At 72.3% G+C, this 13,989-nt stretch carries 13 protein-coding genes and 1 pseudogene; 6 read left to right on the top strand and 8 right to left on the bottom strand.

Going from position 1 to position 13,989, the window contains the following annotated elements; translation table 11 throughout:
- Window positions 1–41: 41 nt before the first annotated feature.
- A complete protein-coding gene (locus E0L36_RS11725; RefSeq protein WP_180928962.1) occupies window positions 42–548 on the bottom strand; it encodes a CU044_2847 family protein in 507 nt (168 codons plus the stop codon).
- A gap of 186 nt (window positions 549–734) precedes the next feature.
- Between E0L36_RS11725 and E0L36_RS11720 the strand changes: the two genes are divergently transcribed.
- The 3 genes from E0L36_RS11720 to E0L36_RS11710 all read left to right on the top strand — a co-directional run bounded on the left by E0L36_RS11720 (window position 735) and on the right by E0L36_RS11710 (window position 3,404).
- Window positions 735–914: a DUF6104 family protein gene (locus E0L36_RS11720; RefSeq protein ID WP_180928961.1), complete on the top strand. Its 180-nt coding sequence runs from the start codon at window positions 735–737 to the stop codon at window positions 912–914.
- Between the two features lie 428 nt (window positions 915–1,342).
- Window positions 1,343–2,233 carry a DUF4097 family beta strand repeat-containing protein gene (locus tag E0L36_RS11715; protein WP_308416734.1) on the top strand — a complete coding sequence of 297 codons (891 nt, stop codon included), beginning with the start codon at window positions 1,343–1,345 and terminating at the stop codon, window positions 2,231–2,233.
- Between the two features lies 1 nt (window position 2,234).
- Window positions 2,235–3,404, top strand: a complete 1,170-nt coding sequence (locus E0L36_RS11710) for a PadR family transcriptional regulator (protein ID WP_180928960.1) — start codon at window positions 2,235–2,237, stop codon at window positions 3,402–3,404.
- Between the two features lie 198 nt (window positions 3,405–3,602).
- Here E0L36_RS11710 and E0L36_RS11705 read toward each other — a convergent pair whose 3' ends face one another.
- From E0L36_RS11705 to E0L36_RS11690, 4 genes are all read right to left on the bottom strand, one after another.
- Window positions 3,603–4,565 carry a zinc-binding dehydrogenase gene (locus tag E0L36_RS11705; RefSeq protein WP_180928959.1) on the bottom strand — a complete coding sequence of 321 codons (963 nt, stop codon included), beginning with the start codon at window positions 4,563–4,565 and terminating at the stop codon, window positions 3,603–3,605.
- Between the two features lie 566 nt (window positions 4,566–5,131).
- Window positions 5,132–5,893: an amino acid ABC transporter ATP-binding protein gene (locus E0L36_RS11700; RefSeq protein ID WP_308416733.1), complete on the bottom strand. Its 762-nt coding sequence runs from the start codon at window positions 5,891–5,893 to the stop codon at window positions 5,132–5,134.
- Window positions 5,890–6,837, bottom strand: a complete 948-nt coding sequence (locus E0L36_RS11695; RefSeq protein WP_180928958.1) for an amino acid ABC transporter permease — start codon at window positions 6,835–6,837, stop codon at window positions 5,890–5,892. The genes E0L36_RS11700 and E0L36_RS11695 overlap by 4 nt, the downstream gene beginning before the upstream one ends.
- Before the next feature lie 82 nt (window positions 6,838–6,919).
- On the bottom strand, window positions 6,920–7,930 hold the full coding sequence (locus E0L36_RS11690; RefSeq protein WP_180928957.1) for an ABC transporter substrate-binding protein: 1,011 nt from the start codon (window positions 7,928–7,930) through the stop codon (window positions 6,920–6,922).
- Between the two features lie 647 nt (window positions 7,931–8,577).
- On the opposite strand from E0L36_RS11690, the gene E0L36_RS11685 reads away from it, so the two are divergent.
- Entirely contained in the window at window positions 8,578–9,774 is a 1,197-nt protein-coding gene (locus E0L36_RS11685) for an NADP-dependent malic enzyme (protein ID WP_308416732.1), read from the top strand.
- A 302-nt stretch (window positions 9,775–10,076) separates the two neighbouring features.
- Here the strand turns inward: E0L36_RS11685 and E0L36_RS11680 are convergent, their stop codons facing one another.
- Entirely contained in the window at window positions 10,077–10,853 is a 777-nt protein-coding gene (locus E0L36_RS11680; protein WP_180928956.1) for a trans-aconitate 2-methyltransferase, read from the bottom strand.
- An 87-nt stretch (window positions 10,854–10,940) separates the two neighbouring features.
- Here E0L36_RS11680 and E0L36_RS11675 point away from each other — a divergent pair, with 87 nt between their 5' ends.
- Window positions 10,941–11,612 carry a CGNR zinc finger domain-containing protein gene (locus E0L36_RS11675; protein WP_374705526.1) on the top strand — a complete coding sequence of 224 codons (672 nt, stop codon included), beginning with the start codon at window positions 10,941–10,943 and terminating at the stop codon, window positions 11,610–11,612.
- 44 nt (window positions 11,613–11,656) lie between these two features.
- Here the strand turns inward: E0L36_RS11675 and sodX are convergent.
- Window positions 11,657–11,959 (bottom strand): annotated as a pseudogene (gene sodX, locus E0L36_RS28500) (nickel-type superoxide dismutase maturation protease); the annotation flags it as partial.
- Window positions 11,960–12,122: 163 nt separating this feature from the next.
- Between sodX and sodN the strand changes: the two are divergent.
- Entirely contained in the window at window positions 12,123–12,518 is a 396-nt protein-coding gene (gene sodN, locus E0L36_RS11665) for a superoxide dismutase, Ni (RefSeq protein ID WP_180928954.1), read from the top strand.
- A gap of 148 nt (window positions 12,519–12,666) precedes the next feature.
- Here sodN and E0L36_RS11660 read toward each other — a convergent pair whose 3' ends face one another.
- Window positions 12,667–13,866 (bottom strand): CapA family protein, encoded by a 1,200-nt coding sequence (locus tag E0L36_RS11660; RefSeq protein ID WP_180928953.1) that lies wholly within the window; start codon window positions 13,864–13,866, stop codon window positions 12,667–12,669.
- Window positions 13,867–13,989: the final 123 nt, after the last annotated feature.

Below are 13,989 nucleotides of genomic sequence, written 5' to 3'. Positions count from 1 at the left end.
CGCACCCGTCCCCCGTCCGTCCGTCACGCGCGGGAAGCCCACTAGTTCCCGCCTTCCGGGCCCCCGGAACCGCGCGGTGCCGGAGGGGCGGCCGGATCGGCGGGGTCGGCCCGGTCGTCAGCGGGTGGCAGCCGCGTCCCGCCGGGAACCCAGCGCAGGGTGACCGAGATCGACGCCTTGGCCTCGCCGTCCGCCAGCATCGCCACCGCCCGGCCGGACTTGGCGACCAGCTCCACCCCGAAGGTGGCACTCACCTCGTCCGGCCGCGCCGACGCCGCCGCGTCCACCACGGCCGAGCCCACACCGCTGATCACCTCGCCCAGCCGGTCGACGCGGGCCGCCAGCCGGTCGAGGGCGCCGACGTCCGCGAACCCGAAGTCGTCCTCCGGCCCCTCTCGCAGGTCCGGTCCCTCCGGCAGGTCCTCCGCGTCCAGCACCGTGACCCGGGCCAGCACCAGTTCCCCGCCGGGCAGCTCGATCTCGCGTAACGCGCGCTCGCCCGGCTGGTGTTCGGCGCCTCCCGGGGCTCGTCCGGTTTCCGTCTCCACGACCGTCTCCTCTCCGCGCGCGCCCACCGTGTAACCCCCGCGCCGCGCGAACCGCGCCCGGTGGGCACGGTTCCGGCCACCGCGGGCGCCCGGCCGGGAGGCCGACCGGCGCGCGGAGGGCGGAGCTTACGCTGGGCCCGGACATTTCGCTGGCCCCGGTGTGGGCCACCGGCACCGGGAGTGAGCGTGTACTTCACCGACCGCGGCATCGAGGAACTGGCCGACCGGCGCGGAGAGGAGGAGGTGACCCTCGGCTGGCTCGCCGACCAACTGCGGACGTTCGTCGACGTGAACCCGGACTTCGAGGTGCCGGTCGAACGCCTCGCCACCTGGCTGGCCCGGCTGGACGACGAGGACGACGACTAGCGACGACTGGCCAGCCCGACCGGCGGCTGACGGGCCGGAGCGCCGCGAGACCGGGCGAGGGACGGCGACAGACGGGTACGGGAGGAGACGAATAGGACAGACGGGACGGGCACCTACAGACAGGGGTGAACGGGGCATCGCGAGGCCGGGAAGGGGACGCGGATCGGCGGGCCCACCGGACGTACGGAGGGCGGGCCCGATGACCGGCCCGGGCGCGGGACCGGCGGGAGCGTCCGCCACTGGGCGGGCTCACGGGGGCACCCGGGGCGCGGAACGGGGCGGAAGGCGCGGAACGACGTGAACGACGGGGACGCCGGGGACGTGCGCTGGTTGCCAGTGACGCGATACGCGACATATCGTGTTGTTCGCACGCGATAGCACGTCGCGTCCTTCCTTCCCGCGCCCACACCGCCCGTCCGGAGGTCACCGTGGTCGGCGAACGAACGTGGCAGGTCTCCGGCGGTGAGCGGTTCGCCGTGTCCGAGCCGGTACGCGAGCTGCGCGTCGAACTGATCGACGGCAGCGTCAACGTGGTCGGTACCCCCGGCGACACCGCCCGGGTCGAGGTCGGCGCGGTCGAGGGCCCTCCCCTCACCGCCCGCCACCGCGGCGGCTCCCTCTCCCTGCGGTACGACGACCTCCGCTGGCCCGGCCCGCTCCTGCGCCCCCCGGGCGCCCACCGGCGCTCCGCCCGGATCACGGTCTCCGTCCCGTCGGCGACCCGGGTGGCGCTGCGCTCCGAACGCGCCGAGGTGTTCGTCTCGGGGATCGCCGGGCGCACCACGGTCTCCGGAGTCGCGGGCGGCAGCACGCTCGTCGGCCTCTCCGGCCCGGCACACGTGCGCACCGTGAGCGGCGGTGTCGAGGCGCAGAACCTCGGCGGCGCCCTGCACTTCGGTTCGGTCAGCGGGGACCTCACCCTCGTCGAGGGCGGCGCCCGGGTGCGGGCCGAGTCCGTCAGCGGAGACATGATCATCGACGTCGCGACGGTCGCCGCCGAGGCCGCGGACATCCGGCTGTCCACCGTCTCCGGTGAGGTCGCCATCCAGCTGCCCGACCCGGTGGACGCGCGGGTCGAGGCCAGCACCACCAGCGGCTCCCTCGCCAGCGCCTTCGAGGAGCTGCGCCTCCGCGACGGAGGCTGGCGCGCGGGCCCCGGCCCCCGCCCCGGCCGGGTCGTCGGTACCCTCGGCACCGGCAGCGGCCGCCTCCGGGCGACCACGGTCACCGGAGCCATGGCGCTGCTCCGGCGCCCCGGCGGTCCGGACCCCGCGGCTCCCCGCACCTCCGCAACGCCCCACCCCGGTAAGGACCTCTGAGATGCCTCCTGTCTTCGCGCACGGACGGCTGCGCCTCTACCTGCTCAAGCTGCTCGACGAGGAACCCCGCCACGGATACGTCGTCATCCGGCTGCTGGAGGAACGCTTCCAGGGGCTCTACGCCCCCTCGGCGGGCACCGTCTACCCCCGGCTGGCGAAGCTGGAGACGGAGGGCCTGGTCACCCACACCACCGAGGGCGGGCGGAAGATCTACTCGATCACCGAGGCGGGCCGGGCCGAACTGGCCAGCCGCCAGGGTGAGTTGTCCGAGCTGGAGATCGAGCTGCGGGAGTCCCTGGCCGCGCTCGCGGAGGACATCCGCGAGAATGTCAGCGGCTCGGCGACCGATCTGCGCCGGGAGATGCGCGAACAGGCCCGCCGCGCCCGAGGCGGTGCCGCACCGCGCTCCGGCCGCGCCCAGGACTCTCCGGAGGCTCAGCCCGCGCAACCCTCACAGCCCTCTCAGCCCTCACAGCCCTCCGCGTCCACGGGCCCGGCGGACTCCGGGCCCCCCGGCGGCGGGAGCGAGAGCGAGACCTCCGGGGCCGCGAGCTTCGCCGAGGAACTGCGGTACGCGAAGGAGCAGTGGAAGGAACAGGCCCGTGCGGCGGCCCAGGAGGCGCGCCAGGCCCGGCGCCAGGCGAAGAAGGAGCGGGAGGCGCACGCCGAGGCGCTCCAGGAGGTCCAGCGCATCGCCCGGCAGGTGCAGGACCAGGTGCAGGACCACCTGCGGGCCGGGGACTGGCAGGGCGCGATGCGTCACGGCATGTCCGAACTGGCCGGCGGAATGGGCGCCCTGGGCCGTATCACCGGTTACACCACCCGATGGCCGTACGTCTCCTACGACCCGGCCGGGGGCCACCGGAACGCCACCGAACCGGGCGCCGAGGAGGAGGCGGATCCGTGCGGCGAGCGTTCCGAGACCACTCACCCCGAGCGGGAGTTGCTGCGGCTGCTCGACCACTTCCGGGACGACGTGCGGGACGGCGCGCGGGACCACGGCGTCAGCGAGGCGCAGTTGCGAGAGATCCGGCGTACCCTCTCCGCCGCAGCCGCGCAGGTGGGTGCGGTCCTGCGCGTCCCGGGCCACTCCACCGGTTCGGCCTTCGCGAAGGAGTCGGAATCCGCCAGCGGGTCGGAACCCACCCTCCCTCCACCACACTACCCCTGAGCCCGCGCGATACGAACACCCGGGCCACGCACGGCCGTTCGGTCTACCCGCGTCGGTCAGACCGCTCGGCGCCGTTCCGGCGGTTCACCATCGATCGGGCGGTTCGCCACCGCCGGTCAGGCCGTTCGTATCCCGTACCGCCGATCACCGCCGTTCACCGCCGTTCACCGCCGTGCACGGCGGTCCGGGCGCCGCGGCTCAGACGGTGAGAACGATCTTGCCGAACAGCTCCCCGTCCGCCATCTTCGCGAAGCCCTCCCGCACCCGCTCCAGCGGCAGGGTGGAGTCCAGCACCGGGCGTACGCCCTTCGCGGCGCAGAAGTTCAGCAGCCCGGCCAGCTCCTCCTTGGAGCCCATCGTCGAGCCGACGACCTTCAGCTCCAGGAAGAAGATCCGGTTGAGTTCGGTGCTGGGCGGGTTGAACCCGCTGGTGGCCCCCGAGATCACCAGGGTGCCGCCGGGCCGCAGCGACTTGATGGAGTGCGACCAGGTCGCGGCCCCGACCGTCTCCAGCACCGCGTCGACCCGCCGGGGCAGCCGCTCACCCGGGGCGAAGACGGCCTCGGCGCCGAGGTCGAGCGCCCGCCGCCGCTTGACCTCGTCCCGGCTGGTGGCGAAGACCCGCATCCCGGCCGCGGCGGCCAGCACGATCGCGGCGGTGGCGACGCCGCCACCCGCGCCCTGCACCAGCACGCTGTCCCCGGGGCGGACCCCCGCGTTGGTGAACAGCATCCGGTACGCCGTCAGCCAGGCGGTGGGGAGGCAGGCGGCCTCCTCGAAGCTGAGTTCCGGCGGCTTCGGCAGCACGTTCCACTGTGGGACCGCCACCCGCTCGGCGAAGGTGCCCTGGTACCGCTCGGTCAGCAGGGTGCGGGTCTCGCGCGGGCCCACCCCGTGCCCGGTCTGCCCGATCACGGAGTGGAGGACGACCTCGTTGCCGTCGGTGTCCACCCCCGCCGCGTCGCAGCCGAGGATCATCGGCAGCGCCTCCTCGCCGAGCCCCACCCCTCGGAGTGACCACAGGTCATGGTGGTTGAGCGAGGCGGCACGCACCGAGACGGTCGTCCAGCCGGGAGGCACGACCGGCTCGGGGCGCTCCCCCAACTCCAGGCCGTTCAGCGGCTCGTCCTTGTCGAAGCGGGCGGCGTAGGCAGCGAACATGATCCTGACGGTACGCGGGGGCCGAGGCCGCTGAAAGACCCCAACCGTCGAAGCGAGCCAGATCACCTGCCCGGCCGTCGGACGGCGCGGGCGACGCCCCCGCAGGTCGAGACGGCACCGACCACCGGCCCCGCCGCCCCTCCCCCGCCCGGGACGCGCAACGGCGCGCTTCAGCGCCGCGCGCCGCGAGCCCGACGGCCCCGGTGGCGAAGTGCCGGGACCTCCGGGTTCCGGGCCCGCGCCTCGGGCTCGGGCCCCCGAAGCGCGGTAACGCCAGCGCCCCACGGCTCAGCGACCACCGAAGCGGGGAGAACACCAGAACCCGGGAACCACCCAGAACCCGGGAACCACCAGGGCCGGGAACAAGCCGGGCCCTCGGGGCCCGGACCGCCGGAGCCCCGGATCCGGAACGCCGAGGCGCCGGGGCTCCGGGCACCCCGACTCCACGGCATCCGGACCTCCACGGCTCCCCGGGAACCCGGAACTCCCGGCCGTCGCGGGCCTGATGACCCTCGCAGGACTGACGGCCCTCGCGGCACTCCCCCGAGCCGGGGGCTCCGGACCGGCTACAGCACCTTGGAGAGGAACGCCTTGGTGCGCTCGTGCCGGGGGTTGCCCAGCACCTCCCGGGGGTTGCCGGACTCCACGACGACGCCGTCGTCCATGAACACCAGGGAGTCGCCGACCTCGCGGGCGAAGCCCATCTCGTGGGTGACGACGATCATCGTCATGCCGTCCTCGGCCAGGCCCCGCATCACGTCCAGCACCTCGCCGACCAGCTCGGGGTCGAGCGCCGAGGTGGGCTCGTCGAACAGCATCAGCTTGGGGTCCATGGCCAGCGCCCGGGCGATGGCGACGCGCTGCTGCTGCCCGCCGGAGAGCTGGCTGGGGTAGCTGTCCGCCTTGTCCGCGAGGCCCACCCGGTCCAGCAGCTTGCGGGCGCGCTCCCGCGCGTCCGTCCGGGACTCCCGCTTGACCTGCACGGGCGCCTCGATGACGTTCTCCAGCGCGGTCATGTGCGGGAAGAGGTTGAAGCGCTGGAAGACCATGCCGATCTCCCGCCGCTGCGCGGCGACTTCCCGGTCCCGCAGCTCGTACAGCTTGCCGCCGCGCTCCCGGTAGCCGACCAGCGTCCCGTCGACGTAGAGCCGCCCCGCGTTGATCTTCTCCAGGTGGTTGATGCAGCGCAGGAAGGTGGACTTGCCGGAGCCGGAGGGGCCCACCACGCAGAACACCTCGCCCCGCGCGACCTCCAGGTCGATGCCCTTCAGTACCTCGACCTGGCCGAAGGACTTGTGCACCGCCTCGGCCTTGACCATGGCGTTCACGCTCCGCCCACCCCCGCTCCCTTGCCGCGTCCGAATGTGAAGAGGTTCTGCCGGGCCTTCTGCCAGGGCGTGGCGGGCAGTTCGCGGGAGGAGCCCCGGGCGAAGCGCCGCTCCAGGTAGAACTGGCCGATGCTGAACACCGTGGTGATCAGCAGGAACCAGAGGGTGGCGACCATCAGCATCTCCACCACGGCGCCGGAGTTGTTGGCGATGTTCTGCGCCTTGCGCAAGGTCTCCTCGAACATCACCACGGCGCAGAGCGCGGAGGTCTTCAGCAGGTTGATGAACTCGTTGCCGGTCGGCGGCACGATCACCCGCATCGCCTGCGGCAGCACGATCCGGCGCATGTTCTGCGAGCTGGTCATGCCCAGCGCCTGGGACGCCTCGGTCTGTCCCTCGTCGACGGACTGGATGCCCGCCCGGCAGATCTCCGCCATGTAGGCGGCCTCGTTCAGCCCGAGGCCGAGCAGCGCCGCCATGAACGGGGTCATCACATCCGTCATCTCGTCCTTGTAGATCGGACCGAGGTTGAGGATGGGGAAGATCAGCGCGAGGTTGAACCAGAGCAGCAGCTGCACGTAGACGGGCGTGCCGCGGAAGAACCAGATGTAGCCCCAGGCGACCGAGGAGGTCACCGGGTTCTTCGACATCCGCATCACCGCGAGGACGACGCCGAGCACGAGCCCCATGAGCATGGCGAGCACGCTCACCACGAGGGTGTTCTTGACGCCCTCCAGGATCTGGTCGTCGAAGAAGAAGTCGCCGACCGCGCTCCACTCCAGGTCGGCCTGGGCGAAGGCCCGGACCAGCAGTCCCAGGAGCACGATGACGACAACGGCGGCGAGGTAGCGGCCGTAGTGCCGCACGGGTATCGCCTGGATCACCTCGGGCGCGTCCGCCGACGGCTTCGCACCGTCGGGCGCGGCCTTCTTGAGATCTGTCACGCGTGCTGCCTTTCCGCGTCCGTACTTGATCGCTGCCGCCGCGTACCGCCCGGGCCCGGGTGAGGCCCGGGCGGTGGGACGGTCAGACTCCGGCGTTGATCGTCGACTTGCTGACGGCGCCGTCCTCGACGCCCCACTTCTTCAGCGCCTTCTCGTAGCTGCCGTCCTCGATGATCGCGCGCATCGCGCCGTGCAGCGCGTCGCGGAGTTCCGTCTCGTCCTTGGAGACGGCCATCCCGTACGGAGCGGACTCCATCTGCTCACCGGTGAGTTCGAAGTCGTCACCGTTCGCGGCCGCGTGCGCGGCGACCGGGAAGTCGGCCACGTCCGCGACGACCCCGCCGGACTTCAGCCGGACCCGGGCCTCGTCGTCGGTGGCGAAGGGCTCGACGGCGATCGGCTGCTTGCCGTCCTTCTCGCACTTCTCCGTCTGGTTCTTCAGCAGTTCGTGCGAGGTCGTGCCGCGCTGTGTGGCGACCTTCTCTCCGCAGAGCTGCGCCAGGCACTCGATGCCCTTCTCGTTGCCCTTCTGGACGAGGATCGAGGAGCCGGCGGTGAGGTAGTCGACAAAGTCGACGCCCTTGCCGACCTTCTTGCCCTTCTCGTCCAGCCCCTCCTGACGGTCCTTGGTGTCCGTCATGGAGGACATCACCATGTCGAACCGGCCCGTCTGGAGCGCGGTGATCAGACCGTCGAAGGTGCCGTTGGTGAACTCGAAACGGACGCCGAGCTTCTTGCCGATCGCCTTGGCGATGTCCACGTCCAGCCCGACGATCTTGCCGCCGTCCTTGTACTCCATGGGCTTGTAGGCGGCGTCGGTGCCGACCTTGAGCACGCCACGGTCCTTGAGCTTGGCGGGCAGCGCGGCGTCGGGGTCGGCCGTGGGGCCGCCGGACGGCTGCTTGCTCTTGTCCGACCCGCCCTCGGTGGTCTTGCAGACGTCGGCGGCCTTGTCCTTGCCGCCGGAGCCACCCGCCCCGTCCGTCTGGTCGCCGCAGCCGGACAGCACCAGCGCACCGGTGCCCAGCAACGCGGCGACCGAGGCGGTGCGTATCCGGGCGGTCGCTCTCGGGCGTCGTGTGGATGCGGACATGAGCTGCTCCTTCTCCGGAGACACGAACGGGAGCCGGCCGGGCACGCGCCTTCGAATGTCTCGACCGCTGGTGAATGGAGGCATCTTGCCATCCGGACAGCCCCGCCCAGGACGCCCGCTACGTCAAAATCGGATAACGGATGTGCGAATCCGAATACGGTGCGGGCGAGTTGGAGCGGGAGAACCGCACCGCACCGCCCCGGTTGAGAGGTTCCTCACGCCCACCCCACCTCCGCACCCTCGCCCCGTCCGCCCCGCTGTCTCTCTTCGCCCTCTCCCACTCCCCCCACCCGGTAGCCGCCGTCCCGCGGTGCCGCCCGGTCCACCGGACGGAGGTGACGCGCCCCTCCCGGACGCCGATCCGCCGAATCAGCGGCCCCACCCGGCCTGTTGGACATCCCCCGCACCGCCGCCGCCCCGGTCCGGCCCCCGGGGGCCCGCGATCGGCTCGTCCCGGCGGGGCCTCGTCAGGTAAAAAGGTCGATTACACCCCTCACCCGGGGACCAGGGCGCGTGTGCGGCGCGCCCGGCGTCCGCTCCTCCCTCCGCTCGGCGATCCGCCGGCCGGAACGCGGACGTGGTGCCCGCCCGCTTCCCGACCGGGAGCGGCCACCCTCACTCATGTTTCGACTAAGGGGTACAACACAGTGGCAGCGGAGATCGTCAATTCGAAGGACGGGCTGAACGAAGGCGTGATCGATCCGGCGTTCGCCCTGCACCGGGGCGGCAAGATGGCAGTCCAGGCGACCGTGCCGGTGCGGGACGCGGACGACCTGTCCCTCGCCTACACACCCGGCGTCGCCAAGGTGTGCACCGCCATCGCCGAGGACCCCGCCCTGGTGGACGACTACACCTGGAAGTCGCAGGTGGTCGCCGTGGTGACGGACGGCAGCGCGGTGCTGGGCCTGGGGGACATCGGGCCCGAGGCCTCCCTCCCCGTGATGGAGGGCAAGGCCATCCTGTTCAAGCAGTTCGGCGGGGTCGACGCGGTGCCGGTGGCCCTCGACTGCCGTGCGACGGACGAGCTGGTGGAGACGGTCGCCCGGCTCGCGCCCTCGTTCGGCGGTATCAACCTGGAGGACATCTCGGCGCCCCGGTGCTTCGAGATCGAGGCCCAGCTCAAGCGGCGGCTCGACATTCCCGTCTTCCACGACGACCAGCACGGCACCGCCATCGTGACCCTCGCGGCGCTGCGGAACGCGGCCAAGCTGCACGGCCGGGGCCTCGGCAAGCTGCGCGTGGTCATCTCCGGCGCCGGGGCGGCGGGCGTCGCGATCGCGCGCATCCTCGTGGAGGCGGGCATCGGCGACGTGGTGGTCTGCGACCGCAAGGGCGTGGTCTCCGCCGACCGCGGCGACCTCACCGACATCAAGCGGGAGCTGGCCGGGTTCACCAACAAGGAGAACCGCAGCGGCTCGCTGGAGTCGGCCATGGCGGGCGCCGACGTGTTCGTCGGGGTCAGCGGCGGCACCGTCCCCGAGTCCGCGGTGGCCACCATGGCGGAGGGGGCGTTCATCTTCGCGATGGCCAACCCGAACCCGGAGATCCACCCGGACGTGGCGGCCAGGTACGCCTCGGTGGTGGCCACCGGGCGGAGCGACTACCCGAACCAGATCAACAACGTCCTCGCCTTCCCCGGCATCTTCGCGGGCGCCCTCCAGGTGCGCGCGACCGACATCACCGAGGGCATGAAGCTGGCCGCCGCCGAGGCGCTGGCGGCGGTGGTGGAGGACGAGCTGAGCTCGGAGCGGGTGATCCCCTCGCCGTTCGACGAGCGGGTTGCTCCCGCCGTCACCGCGGCGGTCGCCGCGGCGGCCCGCAGCGAGGGTGTCGCCCGCCGCTGACCGGCCGAGGTCCACGGCGCCGCGCGGCGTTCACCCGGTCCGTCCGGGCCAGCTGAAGCGCGGGAGCGTTCCGGAAGGATCCAGGTCCAGGGGAACGCTCCAGGAAAGCTCCAGGAAAGGGGCCCCACGCCCGGGGCCCCTTTCTCGTGCGCTTCTTCTCGTGCGCTGCTTTCCCGGGCGCTTCCCGTCCGCTTCCCGCGCTCCCTCGTTCCCGGGACCGTGGAGCTCCGTGGCACGAGGTTCCGGGGTCCGGCGCCCCGGGATCCCAGGGTCCCCAGTCTCAGGGTTCTCCGGGTCCCCGGTCAGCGCAGGGCGAGCACCAGCGCGTCCGTGGACGAGCACCAGATCGGCCGGGCCTCCGCGAACCCCACCTCACGCAGCGTCTGGGCGTGCCAGGCCGGGGGCTGGAAGTCGTTGTTGTTGTGGTCGCCGTGTGCGGGGTCGCCGAAGAGCGCGAAGCGCTCGGCCGCGACGCCGGCCAGTTCCGGATCGGCCGCCACCGCCTCCCACCAGTCCGACCAGCTCTGCCGTCCGGCGGCGCGGTCGCGCTCGCGCCGCCGCTCGTCGAAGGCGCGCACCGCCGCGTTGATCCTGGGCGTGGACTCGTCCGGCATGTGGTCGGCGTTCATGAGGACGCCGCCCTCCGGCAGCAGTCCGGCGATCCGCCCGTAGAGCGCCCGCAGCGGTTCGGTGGTGAGCCAGTGCAGCGCGGTGGCGGTGAGCACCGCGTCGTAGGACGGGTGCGGCAGCCGCTCGGGCCAGTCGGCCGTGGTGAGGTCGGCGGTGACGAACTCCACCCGCTCGTCCTCCGCGTAGCTCCCGCGGGCGATGGTGAGCAGCGCCGGGTCCAGGTCGAGCGCGGTGACCCGGGCCTCGGGCAGCCGCCGCAGCACCCGGCCGGTGATGCTGCCGGTGCCGCAGGCGAGGTCGAGGACCCTGGGCGCGGGCCCGGCGAGCGCCTCCAGCGTGTCGAGCATCACCCGGAACCGTTCCTCGCGGTCGGGGAGGTACCACTCCTGCTGCCGGTCCCAGCTCTCCTGCCAGGAACGCCAGCGATCCCGCTCCGTGGTTCGCGACACCGCGACCCCTCCTTCTCCTGACTCGTAATACCCTCGGTTCCCTCTCAGCTATTACGTCACCCTAGACAGCCCCCGTAAGGATCACAAGTGGAACTCAACTATTACGCGGAAATGGCGGTGCGCCTCGTGAACACCGAGGAGCCCGACCGCGGCCGGGACACCCTCACCGGCGCCGACGTGGTCCGCGAACTCTTCGGCGCCAACGCGCAGATGGCCCGCCGGGTGACCGACGCGGACGTCCCCCGGCTGCGCGGGGTGCGGACCCGGCTCCGCGCCGTCTTCGGCGCCGCCGCCGAGGGCGACCAGGAGCGGGCGGTCGACCTGCTCAACTCGCTGCTGATGGACTTCCCGGCCAGCCCGCAGATCTCCGGGCACGACTTCCTGGACGACGAGGGACGGCCGCGCTGGCACATGCACCTGGCCGAGCACTCCGCCAACGCCACCGCGGGCTACGCGGCCTCGGCCTGCATGGGACTCGCCTTCCACCTCACCGACCTCGGCGTCGACCGGCTCGGGGTCTGCCAGGCCGGCCCCTGCCGCAACGCCTACCTGGACACCTCGACCAACCGCTCCCGCCGCTACTGCTCCGACCGCTGCGCCACCCGCGCCAACGTGGCCGCCTATCGCGCGCGCAAGCGCCTGGAGAGCCGGGAGAGCCCGGAGAGCCGGGAGTCGCCCGCGGGGGCCGAGAGCCGCGGGAGCACCAGCGGCCGTACCGAGCCCAGCACCCACCTGGCCACCGACGAGACCGAGCGCTGAACGCCGCGCGGCGAGCGCAGCCGCAGCCACGCACGCGCCACCACCAACTCGTCGGGCACGACGCCGAACTCGCGGCTGTCGTTGCGCACCCGGGGGTTGTCGCCCCGTACCCACCAGCCTCCGGCACGCCGCTCGACGGCACGCTTGACGATCAGCAGATCGTGCTGGAAGGGGTGGCGGAGCACCACGATGTCGCCGGGCCGTACGGCCGATCCGTAGCGCACCACCAGCTGGTCCCCGGGCCGCAACACCGGGACCATGGACGGGTTGTAGACCTCGGCGAGACCGACGCGCAGCAGGCCCTCGCCCTGTGCGCCCCGGCCGCCCGTCGGTGCTCGCTCCGGCATCTCTCCGCCTCTGTCCGGGTATCGGCGCGCTCCGGCTCGATACTCCACTCGGTCCAGTCTGGGCCTGGACTTTTGTCTTAAGCCCCCGGGGGCACGCGGGAAAAGGCTTCCCGCACGGAGTAATCTCGCACCTGAGAAGACGATCACGAGGAAGGACAGCTCTATGCTCTCCCGCCTGTTCGCCCCGAAGGTGCAGGTAAGCGCCCACTGCGACCTGCCCTGCGGCGTGTACGACCCGGCTCAGGCCCGGATCGAGGCCGAGTCCGTCAAGGCCGTCCAGGAGAAGTACCAGGCCAACGACGACCCGCACTTCCGCGCGCGCGCCACCACCATCAAGGAGGAGCGTGCCGAGCTCGCCAAGCACCACATCTCGGTGCTGTGGAGCGACTACTTCAAGCCGCCGCACTTCGAGAAGTACCCGGAGCTGCACCAGTTGGTGAACGACACCCTCAAGGCGCTGAGCGCCGCCAAGGGCTCCACCGACCCGGCCACCGGGCAGAAGGCGCTGGACTACATCGCCCAGATCGACAAGATCTTCTGGGAGACCAAGAAGGGCTGAACGGCCCCCACTTGGCGGCCCGCGGCTCATCCGGCCGCGGGGCCCGTCCACGTCCGCACTCGGTCCGCATGCCGCCGGACGGCGTCCATGCCGGACCGGGTGCGCCCGGTCTCCCGCTCCGCGTGCGCCCGCCCGTGCGCGTCACGGGCTACCGGAGCATCCGCAGTCCGTCCCGCGCGGCGCCCCGACTCAGCACCGCCTTCCGGATCGCGCGGTACGCCTGGGCGCGTTCGCCGTGCTGTTTCCCGAGTTTCCCGGATTTCCCGGCGGATGTTGCCGCCAGGTTGATCAGCCGGTGCCGCGGCGAGGTCTCCATCAGGAACGGGGTGTACCCGGCCCTCGTGACCCGCCACTCGTCCCCGTCGCCCTTCGGCGGCGCGAAGGTGAAGCGGGCCGCCGAACCCATCGTCCCGCGCGGGTCGTTCATCTTCCCGGCGATCTGGTCCCCCATGCCGTAGACGACCCAGGTGCCGTTGACCTTCTCGTAGGCCTGGGGGACGTGCGCGTGGGTGCCGAGGATGAGGTCGATGTCCCGCCGGCCGTCCGACCGCGAGGCGGTGAGCCGCCGCGCCACCGAGCGCTGCCGGGCGTCCGGCGCCTCCTGCCACTCGGTACCCCAGTGCAGGCTGGCGACCACCACGTCGGCGCCCGCCCGGCGCGCGGCGCGGGCGTCCGCGATGATCCGGTCCGGGTCGATCAGGTTCACCAGCCAGGGTTTCCCCCGCGGGACCGGGATGCCGTTCGTGCCGTAGGTGTAGGCGAGTTGGGCGACGGTGGCTCCGCCCGCGCGCATCACCGCCGGGCGCGTCCGCTCGGTCTCCGAGCGGGCCGAGCCGACGTGGCGGAGCCCGGCGCGGCCCATCGCGCGCAGGGTGCGCGACACCCCCTCGGCACCCGCGTCCAGCGTGTGGTTGGAGGCGGTGGAGCAGCTGTCGTAGCCGGTGGCCCGAACGGAGGCGGCCAGCTGGGGCGGCGTCTCGAAGGCCGGGTAGCCACTGAAGGGGCCGCCGTCCGGGCCGTACACCGTCTCCATGTGACAGATGGCCAGATCGGCCCGGGTGGCCAGGGGCTTCGCCGGGGAGAGTATCCGGCGGAAGTCGTACCCTCCGCCCCGGGCGTCGGCCTTCGCCTGGCGAATGATCGAGTCGTGCACCAGCAGATCGCCCGTGGCCAGCAGGGTGAACGCGCGCTCGGCGTCCGACCTGGCCCGGGCCCGCTCGGTGACGGGGTTCCCGCCGTGCTCGGGGTCCTTGGAACGCGGTGGATCGGCGGAGACACCGCATCCGGCGACGGTCGCGAGCAGCGCGGCGGCCAGCACAGCGGCACAGCGACGTGCGGGTCTGTTCATGGGGCCACTCCAGAGGCGAACCTTCGGCAATGTGATAAACCCACTGACCCTCAGAACGCCGCCTCCCCGGGCGCGCAATGCCGTCCGTACCGGCCATCCGGAGCAGCGGAAACACCCGCTCCG

This window comes from Streptomyces sp. AJS327, assembly GCF_013450295.1.
Classification (GTDB): Bacteria; Actinomycetota; Actinomycetes; order Streptomycetales; family Streptomycetaceae; genus Streptomyces.
Note: the sequence above shows the minus strand (reverse complement) of the source record. Positions and strands in the feature narration are given on the sequence as shown.